Here is a 23,616-nt window from a genome sequence, read left to right as displayed (position 1 = left end):
TCAGTCTTCGACGATGCGAAGCGCTTGGGTGGGGCAGTACTTCACGGCTGCCTCGGCATCCGGACGCAGGTCCTCGGGCACGGGATCGAGAAGAACCCGGACCACACCGTGTTTCGGGACCTCGAAGACGTCGGGGGCCTCCATCGAACACATGGCGTGTCCCTGGCACAGGTCGAGATCTGCTTCGATCCTCACGGCGTGGCCCTCACTTCCCCCGGCGGCGCCGGTACCGGACGGCACACGGCTGGGCGAGCTGGACGACCATCTTGGAATGGTCGTTCCGATAGGACTCGGGTGGCTGCGACAGTTCGAACTCGTAGTCGCGCAGCAGAACCGAGAATACGGCCTTCAACTGCATGAGCGCGAACGCCGCTCCCACACAACGGTGCCGGCCGGCACCGAACGGGATCCACGTCCACCGGTTGACGATGTCCTCCTGGCGGGGATCGATGTAGCGGCCGGGATCGAAGGCGTCGGGATCCGGGAAGTCCTCCGGGATCCGGTTGGAGATCGCCGGTGTCGCTCCCACGAGATCGCCCGCGGCGATCCGGTATCCGGCGACCTCGAAGTCGTCGCGCGCGACCCTCAGCAACAGAATCAGCGGCGGGTGCAGACGCAGCGTCTCCTTCAGCACCGCTTCGAGCACCGGGATCTGCCGCAGCGCATGGAAACTGACGCTCTTCCCATCGGCGTACAGATCGTCGAGCTCCTCGGTGACCTTCTGCATGTACTCGGGATGGCGCAGCAGCTCGATGAGCGCCCACGCCGCGGTGCCCGAGGTGGTGTGGTGCCCGGCGAACATCATCGAGATGAAGATGCCGGTGATCTCGTCGGCGCTGAACCGTTCCTTGCCGTTCTCGTCCTTGATGGAGACGAGGACGTCGAGCATGTCGCGATCCTCCTTGCCCTGCGGCGGATTCGCGATGCGGTCGTACATGATCTCCTGCACGAGCGCGACGAGCCCGCGGCGCGCCTCGTCGCGTCGCCGGAAGGTCTCGATGGGAGCGTAGGGGTCGACGAACGCCAGTGCGTCCGTTCCCTTCTCCAGATCGTGGTAGAGCCGGGCGAACCGGCCGTCGAGCTGGTCGCGGAACTTCTTGCCGATCAGGCAGGCCGACGAGGTGTAGATGGTCAGTTCGGCGAAGAATTCGAGGAGGTCGATCTCTCCCTCCTCGCCCCAGCCGGCCACCATGTCCTGCACCTCGCGGTCGATGGTGGCGGCGTGGCCTCGCATCTGTTCACCACGCAGCGCCGAGTTGTGCAGCATCTCCTTGCGGCGTTCCGGGCTGGCGTCGAAGACGACGCCCTCGCCGAAGACCGGTTTCATGAACGGGTAGGCGGCCGACTGGTCGAGTTCCTCGTCTCCGGCCCGGAAGAAGAACTCGTTGGCCTCCGCGCCGGAGAGCAGCACGACCTTCTTGTCGGCGAGCCGGAAGACCCCGACGTCGCCGCACTCCTCCCGGACGCGGCGCATGAGCCCGATCGGGTCGGTGCGCAGTTCTTCGAGGTGGCCGTGTTCGTGTTCGCCGCCGGACACACTCCGGGGTTCGACGAGTGTGGTCATGGATTGTCCTTCCGCAGGGGTGCTTCGGGTTGCACCTCGATGAGCACGATGTGGGCGCCGCGGGGGGCGGAGACGACCGTGAGGGCGGCCGCGGCGATGTCGGATGCGCGCAGGAAGTAGGGGTGACGTGCGAAACCCCAGTGCCCCCAGTCCTCGAGCATCGGTTCGAGGACCTCCGCCGGGGCGTTCATGCCGGCTCCGGTCTGCGTCGGGCCCGGGCGCACCACCGATGCGCGGACGCCGGTGCCCTCGAGTTCCATCCGCATCTCGCGGACGAGGGCTTCGAGCCCGGTCTTGGCGGCGTTGTAGGCACCCATCCAGGGTCGGGGGATCACGGCGCAGTCGGATCCGATGACGACGAAGTCGCCGCGGGTGCGTTCGATCATGCCGGGCAGCACCCGGTGCGCCAGGCGCTGTGTGCCCATGAGGTGGACGTTCACCTGGAAGGCGAAGCGATCCGGGTCCATCTCGTGGGGCAACGCGAAGTCCATGTCGCCGGCACCGGAGACGACGATCTCCGCCGGGCCGAGGGCCTGCTCGGCGGCGATGACGAACTCGTCGACCGAGTCGGTGGACGAGACGTCGAGGAAGTGCGCAAAGGCCTCGCCTCCCTCGTCACGGATCTTGGCGGCGATGGCCTCGCACTCGTCGACGCGGCGCGCACCGAGGGCGACGGGATGCCCGGCCTCCGCGAGGGCGTAGGCCGTGGCGGTGCCGATTCCGGAGGACGCCCCGGCGATGAGTGCGGGGCGCCGGGCGGGATGGGGTTCGAATCTAGGCATGGCGTGCGGTGACCTTTACAGGTAGGGCTGCGAAGCCTCGAACGTTCGTGGAATGCACTCGGACGCAGTTCTCTTCGTCGATCTCGTAGTCGGCGACGCGACGGGCGAACTGCTCGAGCGCGATGTTCGCCTCGAGTCGCGCGAGGTGGGCGCCGAGGCAGAAGTGCACTCCCCCGCCGAAGCTGGCGATCTTCTGGGAGCTGTCGCGGCCGATCCGGAAGTCGTCGGCGGCGTCGAACACCTCGGAGTCGCGGTTGGCCGAGCCGATGAGCAACAGTACCTTGTCGCCGGCGCGGATGGTGCTGTCGTACAGGGTGATGTCCTCGACCGCGGTGCGGGCGACGATCTGGCTGGAGGTGTCGTAGCGGAGGGTTTCCTCGACCCAGTCCGGGGCGCGGTCCGGGGTCGAGAGGACCTGTGCCACTTCGTCCTTGTTGTGCGCCCCCCAGTAGAGGGCGTTGCCGAGGAGTTTGGTGGTGGTCTCGTTGCCGGCGACCACCATGAGGAACATGAAACCGATGATCTCGTCGTCGGTGAGGCGGTCGCCGTCGATCTCGGCGGCGAGCAAGGCCGAGGTGAGGTCGGAAGCCTCCTTCCTGCGACGCTCGGCGAGCATGTCGGCGTAGTAACCCACCAGATGCAGGGACGCCTCCATCGCCGCGACCGGCACGTCGAGCACGCCCTCCTCGCGGTGGACGACGAGGTCGGCCAGCCGGCGGATCTCCGCCCGGTCCGCCTCGGGTACCCCCAGGAGTTCCGAGATGACGTCCATGGGAAGTTTGCCGGCGACCTCGGCGATCCAGTCGAATTCGCCTGCACTGAGGGCGGGTTCGAGATAGCGGAGCGTCAGTTCGAGGATGCGGTCCTCGAGATCGGCGACGCGGCGGGGGGTGAACCCCTTGGAGACGAGGCGGCGCATGCGCATGTGGCGCGGGTCGTCCATCGCAAGGAAGGACATGACCTTGTGCGCGTTCGGGCCGTAGGCGGCGGGATCGAGCGAGACGCCGTTGGCGCTGGAGAGGCGGATGTTGTCGCGGAAGGCGGCCACCACGTCGGCGTGCCGGGACAGGGCCCAGAAGTCGAGGTCGGGGTTGTAGTAGAGCGGAGCCTCCTCACGGAGGCGCCGGTAGGTGGGATACGGGTCGTCGTGGAAGGAGTAGTCGTAGGGATTGAAGACGAGAGGGTCGAACGTGGGCGGGTCGAGCGAGGCGGACCCCGCGGCGGGCGCGGAGTCCGGGAAGGCCTGAATCATGGATCACTCCAATAACAGTCGGGCTGATCTCTCCAGCCTGTCGGCGAGCCTTTCGTATGTGCCGTAACCCATTCCGGCGCGGACGAGAGCGCCGGCGTAGAGCAGTTCGAGTGCTTCGAGTTCGTCCGGGTCGTGGTCGGGGCCGAGGGCCTCGGCGATCCGGTTGCGGATGTCCAGGCCGATGCGCCCGCGAAGGTGTTCGACGTCGGGGTCCTGCCCGAGCAGTGCGCTGGTGACGGCCGCCGCGAGCTCGGGTTCGTCGGCCAACAGCAGGGCGATACCCCTCAGTACGGCCACCACGCGATCGGCGCGGTCGGTGCCCTCCGCTTCCGCCGCGTCGGCGGTGGGTGCGGTGGCCAGCCGCCGCCAGAACACCTCGGCGATCAGGTGTTCCTTGGACGAGAAGTAGGTGTAGGCGGTGGCCGGGGCCACCCCCGCACGAGCGGCGACCATCCGGACGGTCAGACCCGTGAACTTCTCCTCGCGCAGCACTTCGACGGCGGCCTGCGTGAGTCGCGCAACCGTGTCGGCCTGCCTCTCGGTCAGGCGGCGGCGGGTCGATTCGAGATTCACGTTTCTGGACACGTGTCTGGACATTACTACAGCCATGCGGGGTCGGCAATGCCCGAATCCGGCCCGAGCGGCGAATTCACGTCTGCCGCGGATGTATCCGCACCGGCATGGACTTGATGCCGTTGATGAAATTGGACCGCAGCCGACTCGGCTCCCCCGCGGGCTCGACCCGGTCGATGCGGTCGATCAGGGTCTCGAACATCACCCGCAGCTCGAGACGCGCCAGGTGGGCGCCGAGGCAGAAGTGGACCCCGGTGCCACCGAAGGCGACGTGCGGATTGTGGTCGCGCCCGATGTCGAAGACGTCCGGATCCTCGAAGGCCTCCTCGTCACGGTTCGCGCTCGGGTAGTACAGGATCACCTTGTCGCCCCGTTCGACCTGCTGGTCGCCGATGCGGGCCGGGCAGGTCGGGGTACGCCGGAAACCGACCACGGGAGTCACCCAGCGCAGGATCTCCTCCACCGCGTTCGGGATCAGCTCGGGATGCTCCTGCAGTCGCCGCCACTGGTCCGGGTGGTCGACGAAGGCCTGCATGCCACCGGAGATGGCGTTGCGTGTGGTCTCGTTACCCGCGATGACGAGCAGCACGAAGAACATGTCGAATTCCATCTCGGTGAGCGTGTCCCCGTGCTCGTCGGGGAGCACCAGCTTCGAGACGATGTCGTCGCGCGGTTCGGCACGCCGTTGCGCCGCGATCTCGTTGGCGTACAGGAAGATCTCGGCGGCGGCGAGTTCGCCGTCCTCCTGGGTGGTGCCGTATTCGGGATCGTCCCAGCCGATCATCCGGTTGGACCAGTCGTAGAGCTTGCCGACATCCTCGGCGGGGGCTCCGAGCAGCGCCGCGATCACCTCGAGCGGCAGAGGCGCGGAGATCGCGGGCACGAAGTCGATCACCGCACCGTCGCGGGCGGCCTCGACCGCCTCGCCCACGGTGCGGTCGCAGATCTCGCGGATCCGATCCTCGAGCGTCTTGATCGTCCGCGGGGTGAAACCGCGGCTGACGAGCTGCCGCAACCGGGTGTGGTCGGGCGGATCGAGATTGAGCAGCATCGCGGCCTGCTTGAGCCGGGTCTCCTCGTCGAAGTCGTCGATCTGGGTCGTGCCGAGCGCGGAGGAGAAGGTGGCACTGTCGCGGGACACGGCGATCACATCGGCGTGGCGGGTGACCGCCCAGAAGTCGGAACCGTTCTCGCTGTGCTGCCGGTGGACCGGGCAGGTGCGGCGCAGTTCGGCGAAGTGTTCGTGGGGGACGCCCCGGGTGTAGACGTCGGCGTCGTCGAGACGGATGTGGGATGTGGTCATGGATGCACCCTCGTGGACGGGTTTACGAATACCATTCGTTTACAAGCTACTCACATTCGTTTGGAATGGAAGACCCTTAGACTCGTTTCATGGCACGTGACAGTTCGCGACCGGTCCGCCGGCGCACGCTCACCCGAGACAAGGTGGTCGCCGCCGCCGTGGAGATCGTCGACGAACTCGGCTGGGAAGCGCTGACGATGAGTACCCTGTCGTCGCGCCTGGGCGTCGTCGCCGCCTCGCTCTACAACCACGTCCGCAATCTCGACGACGTCCGTGCCGCCGTGCAGATCGCCGCCATGACCGAACTGGGCGCACACCTGCGCGAGGTCGCCATGGGGCGCAGCGGCCCGGAGGGACTGCGCGCCCTCATCGACGCCCACCGCGCGTGGGCCACCGGCCATCCCCAGCGGTACCGGGCCCTGACCACGGCCCCGGTGGACCGCGACGGCCTCCTCGCGGCCGCTCTCGACGCCAACGTCGCCCTGCGCACGATGCTCGCCTCCTGCGGCGTTCCCGAGGAACGCACCCTCGAGACGGCCGTCGGCATGTTCGCCGCCCTGCACGGATTCGCGGTGCTCGAGAGCAGCGGTTTCCTCGGCGACGAGGTCGAACTCGACCGCATCTACGAGACCGTCGTGCGCGGCGCGCTCGCCGGGGCTTGCCCGGACACCACCCGTTCGCGTTAGAGTGGCAGCAGAACTGAACACGTCCGTCTTCAGATGGAGGCAGCCATGCGGACGATCGACACTCTCGGCGACCTCGTCTCACCCCTCGGGGGCACGATCAACGCCGCCAACGTGATCATGCAGCTGGCGCATCCCGGTGTCGGCCAAGGCGTGGTGGAGAGCGAGGTCGATTCCGGCCGGGCCGACCTCCGCCCGGTCAAGCGGGCCCGCACCACCGGCACCTATCTCGCGGTCGCGGTGTTCGGCAACGACGACGACCGCGACTTCGTGCGACAGTCGGTTCGGAGGATCCACGCCCGGGTCACCTCCAGGCCGGGCTCCCCGGTGCGCTACAGCGCCAACTCCCCCACTCTGCAGTTGTGGGTGGCGGTCTGCCTCTTCAAGTACTTCGTCGACCAGCACGAGTTCCTCTACGGCCCGCTCACCGACGAGCAGTACACACGGGTCCTGCGCGCCGGCGCGCCCCTCGCCACCACCCTGAACGTCCGCCCGGAGTCGTGGCCCACGACCCGCGAGGAGTACGAGGAACTGTGGAAGGCCGGCGCCGCCGACATCTCGATGAACGACCAGGTACGCGAATACCTCACGGCCCTGTGCGATCTGAGCTTCCTCGAGATCCGTCTCGGCCGGCTCGGCCGGCTGCTGCACCGGCTGCTCGGCAGGCCCTTCGAACTCGTCACCCGCGGAGCCCTGCCACCGGAGTTCCGCGACCTCATGCACTACGAGTGGACCCCCGACGACCAGCGCCGCTTCGACCGGTATCTCGCCGCGGTGCGCCGGATCCACCGCATGACCCCGTGGTTCTGGCCGCTGCTGTGGAAGATCTACCTCGTGGACATGCGGACGCGACGACGGCTCGGTCTGCGCGTGTTCTGACCGCCCCGCCGGGACCTATCGAGACCGGTGTTGTTCGCGATATTCTCGAATTTTTCGCGAACAACACCGGTTTCGCTCTTTTCCGGGCGAACCGTTGCCTTCGGTCGCGGTGTCGAACTATAGTCCAGACACCTGTCCAGAACTGAGGGAAGTCCGATGACACTTCGCCCCACCGACAGCTCCACTCTCCTGATCGACGGCAAACTCGTCCCCGGCAGCGGCGGCACCTTCGCCGTCACCGACCCGAGCAACGAGGAACTCCTCGGGTACGCCGCGGAGGGCACCGCCGCCGACATGGATGCGGCGATCGCCGCCGCGCGGCGCGCCTTCGACGACACCGACTGGTCCCGGGACCACGCCTTCCGCGCCCGGTGCCTGCGGCAGCTGCGCGACGCCCTGCGCGAGCACATCGAGGAACTGCGCGAGATCACCATCGCCGAGGTCGGCGCACCCCGATTCCTCACGAGCGCAGCGCATCTCGAGGGCCCGATCGACGACCTGCTCTACTTCGCCGATCTCGCCGAGAACTACGAGTGGCGGCAGGACCTCGGCAACGCCGCGCCCATGGGCATCCCGACACACCGCTACCTGCTCAAGGAAGCCGTGGGGGTCGTCGGGGCGATCACGCCGTGGAACTTCCCGCACCAGATCAACTTCGCCAAGCTCGGCCCGGCTCTGGCCGCCGGCAGCACCGTCGTCCTCAAGCCCGCACCCGACACCCCCTGGTGCGCCGCGCTCGTGGGGAGGATCGCCGCGGAGGAGACCGACATCCCGCCCGGGGTGCTGAACATCGTCACCTCCAGCGACCACGCTCTCGGCGCGCAACTGAGCGAGGATCCGCGCGTCGACCTGATCTCGTTCACCGGGTCCACCGCGACCGGCCGCGCCGTGATGCGCGCGGCCTCCGGCACGCTCAAGAAGGTCTTCCTCGAACTCGGCGGCAAGTCGGCCTTCCTCGTCCTCGACGACGCCGACCTGCGCAGCGCGTGTTCGATGGCCGCCTTCACCGTCTGCACCCACGCGGGCCAGGGCTGCGCCATCACCACCCGCCTGGTCGTCCCCCGCGAGCGCTACGACGAGGCCGTCGCACTCACCGCGAAGTCCATGAGCGGGATCCGGCCCGACGATCCGCGCGATCCCGGCACCGTGTGCGGACCGCTCATCTCCGAGAAGCAGCGGCAGCGGGTGGAGGGCTACATCCGCCTCGCCGTCGAGGAGGGCGGCACGATCGTCACCGGCGGCGGCCGGCCCGCCGAGCACGACCGCGGCTTCTACGTCGAACCCACCCTGATCACCGGTCTCGACAACACGGCGCGGGCCGCGCAGGAGGAGATCTTCGGCCCGGTGCTGGTGATACTCCCCCACGACGGCGACGACGACGCCGTCCGCATCGCCAACGACTCCCCCTACGGCCTGTCCGGCGCGGTCTACGGCACCGACCCGGACCGCATCGCGAAGGTCGTCGCCGGGGTGCGCACCGGCACGCTCGGCGTCAACGGCGGCATCTGGTACGCCGCCGACGCGCCGTTCGGTGGTTACAAGCAGTCCGGGATCGGCCGCGAGATGGGCGTGGCCGGTTTCGAGGAGTACCTGGAGACCAAGCTCGTCGCCGAACCCGCCACTTCCTGAAAGGATCTGTCCGATGGCACGTTTCACCGATCGCACTGCGATCGTCACGGGAGCCGCCCAGGGGATCGGCGAGGCGTACGCGCGTGCGCTGGCCGCCGAGGGTGCGAACGTGGTGGTCGCCGATCTGAACGCCGAACTCGGCGAGCAGGTCGCCAAACAGATCGTCGCCGACGGCGGTGTCGCCACCTTCACGGCGGTCGACGTCTCCGATCCCGGCTCGGCCGAGGCTCTCGCTGCCTCGACCGTGGAGACCTACGGCGGCGTCGACCATCTCGTCAACAACGCCGCGATCTACGGCGGCATGAAACTAGACCTGCTGCTGACGGTTCCGTGGGACTACTACAAGAAGTTCATGAGCGTGAACCTCGACGGCGCTCTCAACGTCACCCGCGCCGTGTGGCCCCACATGACGAAGAAGGGCGGTTCGATCGTCAATCAGTCCTCCACCGCGGCGTGGCTCTACTCGGGCTTCTACGGGCTCGCGAAGGTCGGCATCAACGGTCTCACCCAGCAGCTCGCCGTCGAACTCGGCGGGTCGAACATCCGTATCAACGCCATCGCCCCGGGCCCGATCGACACCGAGGCGACCCGCACCACCACGCCCGCGAACATGGTCGCCGACATGGTGAAGCAGCTGCCGCTCAAGCGGATGGGCACCCCCCAGGACCTCGTGGGCATGTGCCTGTTCCTGCTCTCCGACGAGGCGGGCTGGATCACCGGACAGATCTTCAACGTCGACGGCGGGCAGGTGATCCGCTCGTGACCGCCTCCACGATCGGGCGGGCCGGGTACATCGGTCTCGGCAACATGGGCTCCCCCATGGCCGAGCGGCTGCTCGACCGGCCCGCCGGGCTCACCGTCTTCGACGTGCTGCCCGAGGCCATGACCCCCTTCACCGACAAGGGCGCCACCGCCGCCTCGTCCCCGGCCGGACTCGCCGCCGAATGCGACCTGGTGTGCGTGACCGTCCTCGACGACGCGCAGGTCCGCGAGGTCGTCACCGGCCCCGACGGAGTGCTGTCGGCCGCCCGGCCCGGCACGGTGGTCGCCGTGCACTCGACCATCTCCGACACCACCGCCGTCGAACTCGCCGGACTGTGCGCCGACAAGGGTGTCGATCTCGTCGATGCACCCGTCAGCGGCGGGGCCGGCGGTGCGAGGAACGGCGCCCTCGCGGTGATGGTCGGGGCGAGCGACGAGGTCTTCGCCCGCATCCGCGAGCCGTTCGGCACCTTCGCCTCGCTGGTCGTGCACGCCGGGCCGGTCGGTGCCGGAACCCGGATGAAGCTCGCCCGCAACCTGCTCCACTTCGTCTCGTTCACCGCGGCGACCGAGGCGCAGCGGCTGGCCGAGGCAGCGGGTCTCGACATCACCGAACTCGGCAAGGTGGTCCGGCACACCGACGCGATCACCGGTGGCGCCGGCTCGATCATGTGGCGCGACACCACCTCCCCGCTCGTGGAGGACGATTCCTGGTTCCCGATCTTCTCGCGCGTGCGCGTCCTGGGCGAGAAGGATCTCGCGCTGGCCCTGGATCTCGCCGACCGGCTCGGGGTCGACCTGCCGCTCGGCGCCCGGGCGCTGTCCGATCTCGGCCCCGGTCTCGGGGTCGGCACGGGTGAGATCGCGCAGACCCGTTCCCGGAAGGAGCACGCATGACCGACGAGACCCGCCGCCGCGGCCTGGAGATGATGTCCAAGGTCTACGGCTGGGAGATGCAGGACGGTCCCGGCGAGCACTTCGCCGTCACCGCCGACCACCTGTTCGCGAACATCTGGACCCGGCCGGGGCTGACCATCCGCGACCGCCGGCTGCTGCTGCTCGGGGCGCTCACCGCGCAGGGCGCCACCGACATCGCCGAGATCCAGATCGAGGCGGCCCTGAAGAACGAGGAACTCGACGAGCAGCAGCTCCGCGAGATCGCCCTGTTCCTGTGCCACTACGTGGGCTGGCCGCTGGGCTCGAAGCTCGACAACGCGGTCGGTGCCGTGCTGCAGCGGAGGAAGGCGGCGGCGCGCACGTGAGCCGCCCCGGTGGGCCCGCACCCGAGCCGGACTGTCCGGAACTCGGGTTCTACGGTCTCGCCGGACACACCGACGACCCGCACGACCTGCTCGACGAGATCGCCGACGCCGAGCGGACCGGGCTCGGCGCGGTGTTCCTGTCGGAGCGTTTCGACACGAAGGACGCCGTGGCCCTCGCGGGTGCGGCCGCCGCCGCGAGTCACCGCCTCGGCATCGGAACCGCGGCGACCAACCCACACACGCGGCACCCGCTCGTCACCGCCACGGCGGCGACCACCCTGCACCGGCTCAGCCGCGGCCGCTACGCTCTCGGACTCGGCCGCGGCTTCGACGCGTTGTCCGACCTCATAGGCCTGCCGCGGGTGACCTCGGCACGGCTCGAGGACACCGTCGCCCTGCTGCGCACCCTGTGGCGCGGCGAGGCCGTGGCCGACCACCACGGCGCCGCCGGGGACTTCCCGTACCTGCGCCGCACCGCCACCGGCGAGGACCGCATCCCGGTGCTGATGGTCGCGCTGGGTGAGCGCACTCTGGAGCTGGCGGGGCGGATCGCCGACGGCGTCGTGCTGCACACCTTCTTCACCGACGACACCCTCGCCCGGGCGGTGCGCACCGTGCGGCACGCCGCCGAGCGGGCCGGACGCGATCCGGGTTCGGTACGGATCTGGGCGGTGCTCGCGACCGTCGAGGAGAGCGTGCCCGAGGAACTGCGGCTGCGGAAGATCACCGGCCGGCTCGCCACCTATCTGCAGGGCTACGGCGACGTGCTCGTCCGCGTCAACGGCTGGGACCCGGGCGTACTGAAGCGTTTCCGCGACGATCCGCTCGTGCGCGACCACCCCGGCCCGTTGGATGCGGCACCGGCCGCGACGCTGGAGCGGATCGGGTCACTGCTACCCGACGAGTGGCTCGCCGCCTGCGCGACCGGCAGCGCCGGTCACTGCGCGTCGCGCATCGCCGACCAGTTCGGTGCGGGCGCCGACAGCGTGATCCTGCACGGGGCGACACCGGCCGAGCTCGCCCCCGTCGTCGCCGCGTGGCGATCCCGGCGCGACCCGCAGCGTTTCTCGTCCCTGCCCGCGAATCCCGGATGGAGGACCCCATGACCTCGACGCCCGAGTTGCTGTCGTGCGCCGACGATCTCACTCCCGATCGCCTGTCCGAGCTGCTGGGCGGGACCGTGCGGGCCGTGACGGTCGAGCGGATCGGCACCGGTCAGATCGGGACATGTCACCGGGCGGTGCTCTCCGGTGAGGACGTGCCGGTGTCGGTGATCGTCAAACTGCCGATCGCGGATCCGGGCACGCGGCGGATGCTCGCCGGTGCCTACCGCGGCGAGGTGCACTTCTACACCGATATCGCGGCGACCGTCGCGGTCCGGACGCCGGTCTGCCACCACGCGGCGCTCGGCGACGACGGCGAGTTCACCCTTCTGCTCGAGGATGCCGCTCCGGCCGCGCCGGGCGATCAGCTCACCGGGTGCACCGTCGAGCAGGCGCACGACGCCGTCCGCAATCTGGCCGGGCTGCACGGCCCGCGCTGGTGCGACGAGAGCCTGCACGAGCTCGACTTCCTCACCCCCACCGACGCGGCGCAGGCCCGGCTCCTCGCGGAGCTGTACGGCCCGGCGATCGAGACCTTCGCCGACGATCTCGGCGACCTCGTCTCCGCGGAGGACCACGCCCTCCTGCGGGCGTGCGCGGAGGTCACCGAGCGGTGGATCCTCGCCCGCTCGCAGCGGTTCGCGTTGCTGCACGGCGACTACCGGCTCGACAACCTGCTGTTCCCGCCCGACGGCGCGGCGGGCGTGACGGCGGTGGACTGGCAGACCCTGACCGTGGGATTGCCGGCCCGCGACCTGGCGTACTTCGTCGCCACGAGCCTGCCGCCGGAGGTACGCCGCGCCCACGAACGGGACCTCGTCGCGACCTACCATCGTGCGCTGCTCGGCCACGGCGTGGTCGGGTACTCGTTCGAGCAGTGCTGGGACGACTACCGGTTCGCCCTGCTGCAGGGGCCGCTCGTCGCCGTGTTCGGGTGTGCCTACGGTGTCCGGACACCGCGTGGTGACCGCATGTTCGCGACGATGGTCGCGCGGTCGTGCGCGGCGATCCGCGACCTGGACGGTCTCACCGTGGTGACCGCGGACGTCGACGGCGACGACGCGCGGGTAATGTGACGCGGGAGACACCGCAGTACGCGAGAAGGACGGAGCCCATCCGATGACCCGCACCACGCTGCCCCGCGAGATGGTCGAACTCGCCGAAGCCACAGCCGGTTTCATGCCCCATCACGAAGGCATCGCGTTGCACGCGGCCGCCGTGCGGTATCTCGGGGAGGGGGTCGGTATCGAGATCGGCACCTACTGCGGTCGCTCGACCGTCTACCTCGGTGCCGCCGCGAAGGCCACCGGGGGCACCGTCGTCACCGTCGACCACCACCACGGTTCCGAGGAACACCAGCCAGGCTGGGAGTACCACGACGCGTCGCTGGTCGATCCGCACACCGGGCGTCTCGACACCGTCGGTGCGCTCCGGCACACCCTCGCCGACGGCGACCTCGAATCGCACGTCGTCGCGGTGGTCGGCAATTCCCCTCTCGTGGCATCGTTCTGGCGCACCCCCGCGTCGTTCGTGTTCATCGACGGCGGGCACAGCAGCGAGGCCGCGCAGGCCGACTACGAGGGCTGGGCCCGGTGGGTGGTGATCGGCGGTGCGCTCATCATCCACGACGTCTTCCCCGACCCGAGGGACGGCGGCCGGCCTCCCTACGAGATCTACTGCCGCGCACTGGAAAGCGGTGAGTTCGTCGAGAAGTCGGTGACCGACTCGCTCCGCGTCCTCGAACGCGTCTCCGGCACGGTGGGTGTCCTGCCGGGCAGCTGAGATCCGCGGGAGCTCAGACCAGCACCGGGCAGTGCTCCGTGCAGCGGTCGGCGCCCAGCCGCCGGGCGGGTGCCGCCGCGTCGCGGAAGATCGAGTTGCCGCCGGTCGTTCGCGACAGGGCGTCGGCGGCCAGCACGACCGCCGCGCTGGTCCACGAACTCAGTTCCACCGGCCAGCGTTTACCGTCCGCGTAGACCAGGCCGGTCCAGTAGGAGCCGTCCGGATCGCGCAGATGCTGCATGGCGGCGAACAATCCGCGTGCCCGGCCCGTGTAGCCGAGGGTGTCGAGGGCCAGCACCAGTTCGCAGGTCTCGGCTCCGGTGACCCAGGGACGGTGGTCGACGCACCGGATCCCGAGCCCGTCGACCACGAAGTCCACCCATCGGTCCCGGATCCGTTCGTGCGCTTCGGGTCCCCGCAACGCACCGCCGAGGATCGGGTAGTACCAGTCCATCGAGTACTCGGGCTTCGGGGTGAACACCTCGGGGTGCCGGCGCAGCGCGTGCCCGAGGCGGATCAGCGCGACCTCCCAGTCGGGTTGCGACTCACCCACCAGTTCGGCGAGCCGGAGTCCGCAGCCGAGGCTCTGGTGGATGCTCGAACAACCCGTCAGCAGCGCCTCGTCGCACAACCCGCCCTCGCCTCGGGCCCAGGCGATCTGGCCGCCCGGCAGCTGCATGTCGACGACGAGGTCGAGCGCGGCACGCACCGTCGGCCACATGTGCTCGACGAACTGCCGGTCCCCGGTGACGAGATGGTGGTGCCACACCCCCACCGCGATGTAGGCGGTGAAATTACTGTCGGTGTCGTGGTTCTCGATCGTGTCGCCGCGGAAACGGACGGGCCACGACCCGTCGGGCCGCTGCGTGCGGCGGCACCACTCGAAAGCGGCCTCCGCTTCCTCGCGCAGCCCGGTGACGGTCAACGCCATCGCGGACTCGATGTGGTCCCAGGGGTCGGTGTGCCCGCCGGGGAACCACGGGATCGCACCGGACGATTGCTGCATGCGCGCGATGGCGCGGCCGGTGTCCAGGCACTGTTCCGGTGACAGCACGCCCGGCACCGACGGCATCACCGCGGGCGCAGAGTCACCGCGCCGCAGCACCGGCGGGACCCGGCTTCTCGAGATAGAACACGACCGACTTGCCGATGAGGGGGGCGAGCAGCTTCTCGGCGGTGCGGGTGATCCACGGCGCCTTCATCAGATCCCACACCAGCAGCTGGTGGTAGGCCTTGGTGAGCGGGTTGTCGTCGTTGTCGACGCCCACCGCGCACTTGAGCCACCAGTAGGGCGAGTGCAGAGCGTGCGCGTGGTCGGTGCCGGTGACGACGAGACCGGCCCTCGTGAGTTCGGCGGCGAGTTCGTCGGCCTTGTAGATGCGGACGTGCCCGCCCTCCACCTCGTGGTAGGCGTCGGACAGGGCCCAGCAGATACGCTCCGGCAGCCAGCGGGGCACCGTCACTGCGGCGACACCACCGGGCTTGAGGACGCGGACGAGTTCCGCGATCGCCCGCTCGTCCTCGGGGACGTGCTCGAGCACCTCCGAGATCAGCACGAGGTCGAAGGTCGCGTCCTCGTAAGGCAGGGCCAGGGCGTCGCCGACCTCGGCGCGGGCCAGCGCACCCTCGGGCACCTCGCCCTCGAGTTCCATCGCGACGAACATGTCGGCCACGGCCTTCATGTCGTCGGCGCTCTGGTCGAACGCCACGACGTCCGCCCCGCGGCGGTACAGCTCGAAGGAGTGGCGGCCCTGCCCGGCCCCGATGTCGATGGCGCGCATCCCGGGCCGGACGCCCAGGCGGTCGAAGTCGACGGTCAGCATCCGTTCTTCCCCTCTCGGTGCGCGGTGATCGCCCGCTCGTAGAGGGCGGCGGTCTGCGAGGCGACAGCCGCCCAGCTGTATCTTTCGAGCACCCGGTCCCGACCCTTCGTGCCGAGCCGCCGGCGTGCTTCCGGATCGTCGAACAGGTCCGCCAGCGCCGCGGCCAGCTGCTGCGCGTCACCCGGCGGCACGAGCACCCCGGCGTCGCCCACCACCTCGGGGATGGCACCGGCGCGGCTGGCGACGAGCGGTGTGCCGCAGGACATCGCCTCGACGGCCGGCAGCGAGAACCCCTCGTAGAGGGACGGCACCGCGGCGATCTCGGCGGACGCGAGCAGCCCCGCGAGTTCCGCGTCGTCGATCCCGGAGACCGTGCGGACGACGTCGCCGATCGCGAGTTCGTCGATGAGTTTCTCGGTGGCCCCGCCGGGTGCCAGCCTGGAGACGAGGACGAGTTCGACCTCACGTTCGGTGCGCAGCTTCGCGACCGCCTCGAGCAGGGTCGGTACACCCTTGAGCGGGGCGTCGGCGCTGGCGACGCACACGATGCGTCCCGGGACGCGCTCGTCGGCGGGCGCGAAGGTGTCGGTGTCCACCCCGAGCGGGACGGTGTGGATGCGGTCGGCCTCGATACCGAAGGCGGACCGGATGTCGGCGGCGGAGTTCTCCGAGACGGTCAGCAGCGTGGGGATCCGTCGCGCGACCCGTTCCTGCATGCGCAGGAAGCCGTACCAGCGGCGGAGGGTGATGCGGCGACGCCAGGAACCGGCCGAGGCGAGGTCGAGTTCGCGGTCGCGGGTGATCGGATGGTGGATCGTCGCCACCAGGGGCAGGTCCTCGGCGATCTTCAGCAGACCGGAGCCGAGCGACTGGTTGTCGTGCACGACGTCGAAGTCGGCGGCCCGCTCGCGCAGCAGCCGCGCAACGCGCAGCCCGAAGGTGCGTGGTTCGGGGAAGCCGGCGGTCCACATGGTGGCGACCTCGAGGACGTCGATCAGGTCGCGGAACTCGCTCGGCCGCGGGGTGCGGAAGGGATCGTCGTCGCGGTAGAGATCCAGGCTGGGCACCTTGGTGAGGAGCACGCCGGGATCGAGTTCGGGATAGGGCTGCCCCGAGAACACCTCGACGGTGTGCCCCTGCGCGACGAGTTCGCGACTGAGATGGCGGACGTAGACGCCCTGGCCCCCGCAATGCGGCTTGCTCCGATACGACAACAGAGCTACGCGCACATTCCACCTCGGATCGCTCGGAGGGACAGGGTCGCTCGGACAAGTGTCCACAAGTTACGTAGAACACACACTAGAACACGTATCGGGCGCTCACGCCAACGGACACTCCCGTTCCCCGGCGGACGATACGGGGCCGGAACAGGAGGACCGGAAGACAACGGATCCGGGACGCGACGAAGCCCCGGTATCCATCGATACCGGGGCTTCGCCTGGAGCGACCCTGACGGGACTCGAACCCGCGACCTCCGCCGTGACAGGGCGGCGCGCTAACCAACTGCGCCACAGGGCCATGAGAAACTTTGGAGTTTCCACAGTAGGACCCACCCGAAGGTGGGCCGTCTATATTCAATTCATGGCTGCTTGCCGGGCAACCGTGGTGGCCAGGGCCGGGATCGAACCGGCGACCTTCCGCTTTTCAGGCGGACGCTCGTACCAACTGAGCTACCTGGCCGGACGGCACCCGAACCGAATGCCGATCGTTCTGGAAGCGACCCTGACGGGACTCGAACCCGCGACCTCCGCCGTGACAGGGCGGCGCGCTAACCAACTGCGCCACAGGGCCATGCATATTCACTTCTCGTACCAAGGTACTGCACGCTTCGACCGGGTCGAAACGTACCCCCTACGGGATTCGAACCCGCGCTACCGCCTTGAAAGGGCGGCGTCCTAGGCCGCTAGACGAAGGGGGCCCGATCGGATTCCTCCGAACCGCACCCTCAACGGGTTTGGCGTTCCGTTGGGAGCTTGCACAGCTTATGCCACGGCATTCCTGAATCACAAATCAGCAGCTCAGGGCATCGATCCGGCCTCCGGAGAGATCTCCGGCCAGCCGTGTTCACGCCATTTCGCCAGCCACTCCTCCGACGCCATCGCCTCGAGCGGGACCTCGAGGCACGCCTCGAAGCGGGCCCGCACGTCGACCACGGGCGAGGTGAGGTCGACGAGGTACCGCTGGCCGGCGAGCGAGGAGGCCACCGCCTCGACGAAACGGCGGAGGTCGACGCCCGGCTTGAACAAGCCCTGCTCCTGCGCCTGCACCGCGAGCTGGTAGCCCGCCCGGCCCCACACGGTGCTGCCGCGCAACCGGGCCTCACCGATGAACTCCGGCTCGGTGACCAGGCGGAACTCCGCCGCGATGATCACATCGTCGTGCAGGGCGGCGCCGAGGTCACCGACCATGCCGCGCAGACGCTGGAAGGGATCGAGTCCCGGTGCGTCCATCCACTTGTCGACGATCGCGCGGTAGTGCTCGATGCCCTCGTCGAGCACCGCCCTGGCGAGATCCTCCTTGGACGCGAAGTGGAAGTACATCGCGCCCTTGGTCGCGTTGGACTGCTCCAGGATCGCGTTGATCGACGCCGCGGCGAATCCTCGCTTCGCGAACTCCGCGGCGGCCGACCGGACGATTGCTGCTCGGGTACGACGCGCACGTTCCTGTTGACGAGCCATGGGGAAATACAGCCTTCCATGTTCGGTGATCCCCCACGAACGACAACTCTAGTCTGCGCCCGTTCCCCCGCATGCAGGTAGCGGTCCGGTCTCCGTTCCGCGGCCCATCGGACGTCCCGTGCCACTCCGTGGCACAGCGGCCTTGACGCGTGCAGCTCGGCTACCCACGGAACACACCGAATGGTATGATTCGGGCGGCTCGGGTGCGAAGCAGGGGGTGGGCACCCGAGCCACACACGTCTTCCGGGCCGGTCGGCCCGACCTCACATGCGACGGTCCGGAACGCGCGACGCGCAGGCTGCACCGACCCGGCCGTGTCGTCTACGATCACATCGCGGACTGTGGTTACACTGTGCGCCCACGCCCCTATAGCTCAGTTGGTAGAGCTACGGACTTTTAATCCGCAGGTCGCAGGTTCGAGCCCTGCTGGGGGCACGTACGGAGAACGCCGGCGTCGATGCGACGCCGGCGTTCCTCGTCTCCGGGTTCCTATCCCTTCGCGCTGTGCGAACCGGGCGGAACGTCCCCGCCCTCACGGCCGAGTTCGCGTTCCGCCTCGCGCCGCGCTTCGAGCCGTTGCTCCTCGAGCCGGCGCTGTTCGAGACTCTCCCGGGCCTGTGTCAGATCCCGGCCGCGCTTGCGGTAGCGGTACAACCCCACGACGAACACCACCGCGAGGACGGCGCCGACGATCGCGCCGACCAGCGAGGCACCCCGGAAACCGGGGGCGTCGACGTCGAGGATCCGCTCCCCCGCGTGCGCGGCGTTCCCGTTGCCGAGCACGATGCTGAGCGTCATGAGGTTCGGCAGGACCACGAGCAGCGCGAGGGCCGCCATGCCGATCTGCAGGACCCGGTGGTACTTCCAGCTGCGGACCTGCCAGATCCACGCGAGCAGCGCGAGCGGGATCGCGGTGCACAGGATGCCGAACAGCAGACCCCACAGCACTCCGCGCACGAAACCGCCGTCAGCGAGTCCGGCGACACGCTGCGCCCACCAGCGGGGCACGAAGGCCGCGAGCACGTAGTACGCGACGACGAGCACCACGATCGTCGCGACGACGGCGATCGTCTTCTTCGCCCAGGGCGGCAGACCCTGCCGCGCCTGCCCTTCGCCGGCCCCCACGTCCGTCATCCCGCACCTCTCCACGTACCGACAGCAGCCGTACGGATCTCAGCCTACGGTTCACCGATTCGGCAGGAGCGGATTCGGTCTCGGCATTTTCACCCGGTGCGCGAGCGCGACTTTGTATACGGTGACCCCTCAGGAGCCGACAGTCCGTTCGCAGACCTGGGGAGGAACATGCGCAGTTTCGTCGATCTGGGACTGTTCCTGGCGGCCGTGGCGCTGGGCATCGGTTCGGTTCTGCCGGTGGTCGGCGGCATCCGCCCCACGGAGATCCCGCTGACGGCGCTGCGCGACGGTTTCCCCGACGGCGACCTGGCGAGCATCGCGACCTCCGATCTGCCGCTCCACCAGTCGCTGGCGGTGCCGCTCGTCGTCGCCGCGGTCCTGCTGCTCGTGGCGGCCCTGTTCGACTCCGTCCCCACCGGCTGGGCGGGCACCCTGGTCGGACTCGCGACCGCAGCGGTGTTCTGGACGCGGCTGTTCCAGGCGCACGGCGAGTACGTACAACTCAACCGCAGCACGACCCTGACGAACCAGAACGGGACCGTCCTGTTGCTCAGCGGCACGATCGTCGCGTTGCTGTGCTGTCTCGTGGCGTTGCGCCGGTCGCCGGGCACCCGCGCCACGCTGGACTGAAAGCGCACCCTCCGGCAGCCCGGTTGTCGCTACTCTCGGCGCATCGGGCGACCGCACCGGATGCCCCCGAAGCCAAGGCAGGAACGATGGCAAGCCTCGACGAACTCATGTCCCGCATCCCCGTCGACCAGGTCGCTCAGCGCCTCGGCGTCGACACCCCGACTGCGGAGACCGCCATCCGCGCGGCGCTTCCCACCCTGGTCGGTGGCCTCGACGCCAACGCGCAGCACCCCGAGGGCGCCGCGTCGCTGCTCTCGGCCCTGGACAAGCACTCCGGGTCCCCGCTGGCCGAGGGCGGGGTGGACGTCGACGCGATCGACACCGAGGACGGCGACCGGATCGTCTCCAACGTCTTCGGGGACAAGAAGGACCAGGTGATCAGCACCCTCGGTTCCGTCAACGGGGCCGGCGGCAACGACCTGATCGCCAAGGTGCTCCCGATCATCGCGCCGGTCGTGCTGTCCTATCTCGCCAAGCAGATCGGTGGTGGTGCGTCGCCGAGCGCCTCCGGCGCCTCCCAGGGCGGTCTCGGCGACCTTCTCGGCGGGCTGCTGAAGCAGGCGGGAGGCAACAGCGGCGGGGCGGGCGGCATCGGCGACCTGCTCGGAAGCGTGCTCGGCGGCAACTCCGGCGGCGGCCTCGGTGGCCTGCTCGGCGGACTGCTCGGGGGCGGCAAGCGCTGAGACGGCCCACGGGTGTCCCCACCCGGGAGCTGCGGCGCGGATCGGGACCGTGCTGCCGACCTCCCGGGTGGACCTGTACGGTGGTGCGGACGAATGTGAGGGCGGCCACTGTCCGGGGGGTTCAGTACATCTTCAGTACATCGCCGAACCGCCCGGACCAGGACCCGATCCGTACATCCGTAGCCTGGCAGAGCAGATGCGACACGACGTGAGGGGTATCAGAGGATGACGCGAGTTCTGACGCAGCTGGAGTTGCTGCGCGAACTGGAACCCGTGGCCGAGGAGAACGTCAACCGCCACCTCTCGATGGCGAAGGACTGGCACCCCCACGACTACGTGCCGTGGGACGAGGGACGGAACTTCGCCGCGCTGGGTGGCGTGGACTGGGAGCCCGAGCAGTCACGGCTCGACGAGGTCGCCAAGGCCGCGATGATCACCAATCTCCTCACCGAGGACAACCTGCCGTCCTACCACCGCGAGATCGCGGAGAGCTTCTCCCGCGACGGCGCGTGGGGCACCTGGGTGGGCCGGTGGACCGCCGAGGAGAACCGTCACGGCATCGTCATGCGCGATTACCTGGTGGTCACCCGCGGCGTGGATCCGGTCGCGCTGGAGAACGCCCGTATGGAACACATGACCAATGGCTTCGCGTCGCCGAACTCCACCGGCATGCTCCACTCCGTCGCCTACGTGACCTTCCAGGAGCTCGCGACCCGCGTGTCGCACCGGAACACCGGCCGGGCCTGCAACGACCCGATCGCCGACAAGATGCTGCAGCGCATCGCGGCCGACGAGAACCTGCACATGATCTTCTACCGCAACATCTGCGAGGCGGCGCTCGAACTGGCGCCCGCGCAGACGCTCGCGGCGATCGTGGAGGTTCTGAAGAACTTCCAGATGCCCGGCGCCGGGATGCCCAACTTCCGCCGCAACGGTGTGCTCATGGCCAAGCACGGCATCTACGACCTGCGTCAGCATCTCGACGACGTGGTCATGCCGGTGCTGCGCAAGTGGAAGGTCTTCGAGCGCGATCTCGGCAGCGACGCCCAGCAGAGCCTCGAGGAGCTCGGTGTCTTCCTCGAGGACCTCGGCCGGCAGGCCGAGAAGTTCGAGGGGATGCGCGACCGCATGCTCGCTCGTGAGGCCGCCAAGCGCGAGAAGGTCGGCGCGGACGCCTGAGTCCCGATCGGCGCCGGGGCCTGAGTCCGATATCACGCCCCGCGGTCGGGATTCGGGCCCGACCTGCCACAACGGTTATCCTGTGCCCGGTACCGGTTTCGGTGCCGGGCACGGCCGTTCCTGCGGCGAACCGCATTCGGGCCCCTCGATTCGACTGCCGCACAACCGATTTCTTCGTCACAACGTTTGCCAGAGGTACTCATGTCTTCGCTCCGCATCGGCTCGCTCGAACTGAACAGCCCGGTGGTGCTGGCGCCGATGGCCGGAGTGACGAACGTCGCATTCCGCACGCTGTGCCGCGAGCTCGAACTCGAGCGGGCCGGCAGCACCTCGGGGCTGTACGTGTGCGAGATGGTCACCGCCCGCGCTCTCGTCGAGCGGCACCCGGTCACCATGCACATGACGACCTTCGGTCCGACGGAGACGCCTCGGTCGCTGCAGCTGTACACCGTGGACCCGGACACCACCTACGCGGCGGCGAAGATGATCGTCGACGAGGATCTCGCCGACCACATCGACATGAACTTCGGCTGCCCGGTGCCGAAGGTGACCAGGAAGGGCGGCGGTTCGGCCCTGCCCTACAAGCGCCGGTTGTTCGGGCAGATCGTGGCGGCGGCGGTGCGCGCCACCGAGGGCACCGACATCCCGGTCACCGTCAAGTTCCGCATCGGGATCGACGACGAGCACCACACCCACCTCGACGCCGGCCGGATCGCGGCCGCCGAGGGTGCCGCGGCCGTGGCCCTGCACGCCCGGACCGCCGCGCAGCGGTATTCGGGTGAGGCGGACTGGAACGAGATCGCGCGGCTGAAAGAGCACGTCACGGACGTCCCGGTGCTCGGTAACGGCGACATCTTCGACGCTTCGGACGCCGAGCGCATGATGACGCAGACCGGATGTGACGGCGTCGTCGTGGGTCGCGGCTGCCTCGGCCGTCCCTGGCTCTTCGCCGAGCTCAGCGCCGCCCTCAACGGCCGTCCGATCCCGACCCCGCCGAATCTCGGTGAAGTGGCGCAGATCATGCGGCGGCACGCCGAGCTGCTCGCCGACCACCACGGCGAGGACCGTGGTCTGCGCGACATGCGCAAGCACATCGCGTGGTACCTGCGCGGCTTCCCGGCCGGTTCCGAGATCCGCAACGGCCTGGCGCGGGTGTCGACGCTCGCCGAGCTCGACGACCTGCTGGGCAAGCTCGACCACGACGTGCCGTTCCCGGCCGACGCCGAGGGCCCGCGGGGACGTCAGGGTTCCCCGAGCAGCGTCGCTCTTCCGGACGGCTGGCTCGACGACCCCGAGGACACCTGCGTCCCGGTGGGCGCCGACATCATGCATTCGGGCGGCTGAGGTCGGGCATGATCGACCGGCGCGGCGGCGCGCCGGAGTGTGAGCCACGCCCGTCGTGTAGCCGTCACACGTAACAGACGATCAGTATCATTACGGAGTCGTCACGACGGCTGCCTGCGAGCGGTGCCGTGTGCGACGGGCACGAACGAGTGCGGGAAGACCCGCAGCACGTACGAATGCGGGCAGACCCGCAGAGAGGTTGGTATCGGTGGACGAGGAGCACGACAAAGGGTCCCCGGACCCTCGCGCTCCTTGGGAACGTCCGATAGCCGACCCGACCTACCGGGACTCCCGGTCCAACCGCTCCCACCGGCCAGGTGGTGCGCATCGATCCGCCGACGACGGCCTCGGGTCGCAGCGGTCGGAGAGTGCGCGCAGCCGGCGGGCGGCCGACGCGGACGATCCGGAGCAGCTCACCGTCGCGGAGCTGTTGAACAAGATGGGCCGGCGGTCGGACGCCCTGTCCCCCGAGCCGCCTGAGGCTCCCGCCGAGCCGCCGCGGACCGCGACCTCCGGGTTGCCCCCGGTACGCCCGCGGACCCCGGCTCCCCAACCTCCGACCACCCAACCT

The 23,616-nt window shown here is 69.2% G+C and carries 24 protein-coding genes and 5 tRNA genes; 14 read left to right on the top strand and 15 right to left on the bottom strand.

Annotation, left to right across the window (positions count from 1 at the left end):
* The 6 genes from OED52_RS03465 to OED52_RS03440 all read right to left on the bottom strand — a co-directional run bounded on the left by OED52_RS03465 (nt 1) and on the right by OED52_RS03440 (nt 5,474).
* Nucleotides 1-195, bottom strand: coding sequence for a ferredoxin (locus OED52_RS03465; RefSeq protein ID WP_264153301.1), 195 nt, complete (start codon nt 193-195; stop codon nt 1-3).
* A gap of 10 nt (nt 196-205) precedes the next feature.
* Nucleotides 206-1,564 carry a cytochrome P450 gene (locus tag OED52_RS03460; RefSeq protein ID WP_264153300.1) on the bottom strand — a complete coding sequence of 453 codons (1,359 nt, stop codon included), beginning with the start codon at nt 1,562-1,564 and terminating at the stop codon, nt 206-208.
* Complete coding sequence (locus OED52_RS03455) at nt 1,561-2,346, bottom strand: SDR family oxidoreductase (protein WP_264153299.1); 786 nt, start codon at nt 2,344-2,346, stop codon at nt 1,561-1,563. The genes OED52_RS03460 and OED52_RS03455 overlap by 4 nt, the downstream gene beginning before the upstream one ends.
* Nucleotides 2,339-3,598, bottom strand: a complete 1,260-nt coding sequence (locus tag OED52_RS03450) for a cytochrome P450 (RefSeq protein ID WP_264153298.1) — start codon at nt 3,596-3,598, stop codon at nt 2,339-2,341. The genes OED52_RS03455 and OED52_RS03450 overlap by 8 nt, the downstream gene beginning before the upstream one ends.
* Nucleotides 3,599-3,601: 3 nt before the next feature.
* Complete coding sequence (locus tag OED52_RS03445) at nt 3,602-4,171, bottom strand: TetR/AcrR family transcriptional regulator (RefSeq protein WP_264154565.1); 570 nt, start codon at nt 4,169-4,171, stop codon at nt 3,602-3,604.
* 76 nt (nt 4,172-4,247) lie between these two features.
* Complete coding sequence (locus OED52_RS03440; protein ID WP_264153297.1) at nt 4,248-5,474, bottom strand: cytochrome P450; 1,227 nt, start codon at nt 5,472-5,474, stop codon at nt 4,248-4,250.
* An 89-nt stretch (nt 5,475-5,563) separates the two neighbouring features.
* Between OED52_RS03440 and OED52_RS03435 the strand changes: the two genes are divergently transcribed.
* The 9 genes from OED52_RS03435 to OED52_RS03395 all read left to right on the top strand — a co-directional run bounded on the left by OED52_RS03435 (nt 5,564) and on the right by OED52_RS03395 (nt 13,574).
* Nucleotides 5,564-6,160 carry a TetR/AcrR family transcriptional regulator gene (locus OED52_RS03435; protein ID WP_264153296.1) on the top strand — a complete coding sequence of 199 codons (597 nt, stop codon included), beginning with the start codon at nt 5,564-5,566 and terminating at the stop codon, nt 6,158-6,160.
* A 45-nt stretch (nt 6,161-6,205) separates the two neighbouring features.
* Nucleotides 6,206-7,036: an oxygenase MpaB family protein gene (locus OED52_RS03430; protein WP_264153295.1), complete on the top strand. Its 831-nt coding sequence runs from the start codon at nt 6,206-6,208 to the stop codon at nt 7,034-7,036.
* Nucleotides 7,037-7,192: 156 nt separating this feature from the next.
* Nucleotides 7,193-8,665 (top strand): aldehyde dehydrogenase, encoded by a 1,473-nt coding sequence (locus tag OED52_RS03425; protein ID WP_264153294.1) that lies wholly within the window; start codon nt 7,193-7,195, stop codon nt 8,663-8,665.
* Between the two features lie 13 nt (nt 8,666-8,678).
* The gene (locus tag OED52_RS03420; RefSeq protein WP_264153293.1) at nt 8,679-9,428 is read left to right on the top strand and encodes an SDR family oxidoreductase; all 750 of its coding nucleotides are present in this window, start codon (nt 8,679-8,681) and stop codon (nt 9,426-9,428) included.
* The gene (locus OED52_RS03415) at nt 9,425-10,324 is read left to right on the top strand and encodes an NAD(P)-dependent oxidoreductase (protein WP_264153292.1); all 900 of its coding nucleotides are present in this window, start codon (nt 9,425-9,427) and stop codon (nt 10,322-10,324) included. The genes OED52_RS03420 and OED52_RS03415 overlap by 4 nt, the downstream gene beginning before the upstream one ends.
* Nucleotides 10,321-10,689, top strand: coding sequence for a carboxymuconolactone decarboxylase family protein (locus tag OED52_RS03410; protein ID WP_264153291.1), 369 nt, complete (start codon nt 10,321-10,323; stop codon nt 10,687-10,689). The genes OED52_RS03415 and OED52_RS03410 overlap by 4 nt, the downstream gene beginning before the upstream one ends.
* Nucleotides 10,686-11,795: a TIGR03857 family LLM class F420-dependent oxidoreductase gene (locus OED52_RS03405; RefSeq protein WP_264153290.1), complete on the top strand. Its 1,110-nt coding sequence runs from the start codon at nt 10,686-10,688 to the stop codon at nt 11,793-11,795. The genes OED52_RS03410 and OED52_RS03405 overlap by 4 nt, the downstream gene beginning before the upstream one ends.
* Nucleotides 11,792-12,868: an ecdysteroid 22-kinase family protein gene (locus OED52_RS03400; protein ID WP_264153289.1), complete on the top strand. Its 1,077-nt coding sequence runs from the start codon at nt 11,792-11,794 to the stop codon at nt 12,866-12,868. Before OED52_RS03405 ends, OED52_RS03400 begins: the two co-directional genes overlap by 4 nt.
* Nucleotides 12,869-12,911: 43 nt before the next feature.
* Complete coding sequence (locus OED52_RS03395) at nt 12,912-13,574, top strand: class I SAM-dependent methyltransferase (protein WP_264153288.1); 663 nt, start codon at nt 12,912-12,914, stop codon at nt 13,572-13,574.
* Nucleotides 13,575-13,587: 13 nt separating this feature from the next.
* Here OED52_RS03395 and OED52_RS03390 read toward each other — a convergent pair whose 3' ends face one another.
* The 8 genes from OED52_RS03390 to OED52_RS03355 all read right to left on the bottom strand — a co-directional run bounded on the left by OED52_RS03390 (nt 13,588) and on the right by OED52_RS03355 (nt 18,075).
* Nucleotides 13,588-14,646, bottom strand: coding sequence for a glucosidase family protein (locus OED52_RS03390; protein ID WP_264154564.1), 1,059 nt, complete (start codon nt 14,644-14,646; stop codon nt 13,588-13,590).
* A 16-nt stretch (nt 14,647-14,662) separates the two neighbouring features.
* Complete coding sequence (locus tag OED52_RS03385) at nt 14,663-15,397, bottom strand: class I SAM-dependent methyltransferase (protein WP_264153287.1); 735 nt, start codon at nt 15,395-15,397, stop codon at nt 14,663-14,665.
* Nucleotides 15,391-16,626 carry a glycosyltransferase family 4 protein gene (locus tag OED52_RS03380; RefSeq protein ID WP_264153286.1) on the bottom strand — a complete coding sequence of 412 codons (1,236 nt, stop codon included), beginning with the start codon at nt 16,624-16,626 and terminating at the stop codon, nt 15,391-15,393. Before OED52_RS03380 ends, OED52_RS03385 begins: the two co-directional genes overlap by 7 nt.
* A gap of 215 nt (nt 16,627-16,841) precedes the next feature.
* A tRNA-Asp gene (locus tag OED52_RS03375) sits at nt 16,842-16,915 on the bottom strand.
* A gap of 85 nt (nt 16,916-17,000) precedes the next feature.
* Nucleotides 17,001-17,077 (bottom strand) — tRNA-Phe (locus tag OED52_RS03370).
* A gap of 37 nt (nt 17,078-17,114) precedes the next feature.
* Nucleotides 17,115-17,188, bottom strand: a tRNA-Asp gene (locus OED52_RS03365).
* A gap of 54 nt (nt 17,189-17,242) precedes the next feature.
* A tRNA-Glu gene (locus OED52_RS03360) sits at nt 17,243-17,315 on the bottom strand.
* A 100-nt stretch (nt 17,316-17,415) separates the two neighbouring features.
* Complete coding sequence (locus OED52_RS03355; RefSeq protein ID WP_264153285.1) at nt 17,416-18,075, bottom strand: TetR/AcrR family transcriptional regulator; 660 nt, start codon at nt 18,073-18,075, stop codon at nt 17,416-17,418.
* A gap of 362 nt (nt 18,076-18,437) precedes the next feature.
* Here OED52_RS03355 and OED52_RS03350 point away from each other — a divergent pair.
* Nucleotides 18,438-18,510 (top strand) — tRNA-Lys (locus tag OED52_RS03350).
* Between the two features lie 54 nt (nt 18,511-18,564).
* On the opposite strand, the gene OED52_RS03345 is transcribed toward OED52_RS03350, so the two are convergent.
* A complete protein-coding gene (locus tag OED52_RS03345; protein WP_264153284.1) occupies nt 18,565-19,209 on the bottom strand; it encodes a hypothetical protein in 645 nt (214 codons plus the stop codon).
* A gap of 168 nt (nt 19,210-19,377) precedes the next feature.
* Here OED52_RS03345 and OED52_RS03340 point away from each other — a divergent pair, with 168 nt between their 5' ends.
* The 4 genes from OED52_RS03340 (at nt 19,378) to dusB (ending at nt 23,045) form a co-directional block, all read left to right on the top strand.
* The gene (locus tag OED52_RS03340; protein WP_264153283.1) at nt 19,378-19,839 is read left to right on the top strand and encodes a hypothetical protein; all 462 of its coding nucleotides are present in this window, start codon (nt 19,378-19,380) and stop codon (nt 19,837-19,839) included.
* Between the two features lie 86 nt (nt 19,840-19,925).
* Complete coding sequence (locus tag OED52_RS03335) at nt 19,926-20,522, top strand: DUF937 domain-containing protein (protein WP_264153282.1); 597 nt, start codon at nt 19,926-19,928, stop codon at nt 20,520-20,522.
* A gap of 225 nt (nt 20,523-20,747) precedes the next feature.
* Nucleotides 20,748-21,701, top strand: a complete 954-nt coding sequence (locus tag OED52_RS03330; RefSeq protein ID WP_264153281.1) for an acyl-ACP desaturase — start codon at nt 20,748-20,750, stop codon at nt 21,699-21,701.
* Nucleotides 21,702-21,902: 201 nt separating this feature from the next.
* On the top strand, nt 21,903-23,045 hold the full coding sequence (gene dusB / locus OED52_RS03325; protein ID WP_264153280.1) for a tRNA dihydrouridine synthase DusB: 1,143 nt from the start codon (nt 21,903-21,905) through the stop codon (nt 23,043-23,045).
* Nucleotides 23,046-23,616: the final 571 nt, after the last annotated feature.

The sequence above is a fragment of the Rhodococcus sp. Z13 genome, from assembly GCF_025837095.1.
GTDB lineage: Bacteria > Actinomycetota > Actinomycetes > Mycobacteriales > Mycobacteriaceae > Rhodococcus > Rhodococcus sacchari.
This window is presented reverse-complemented; position numbering and strand designations above follow the sequence as displayed.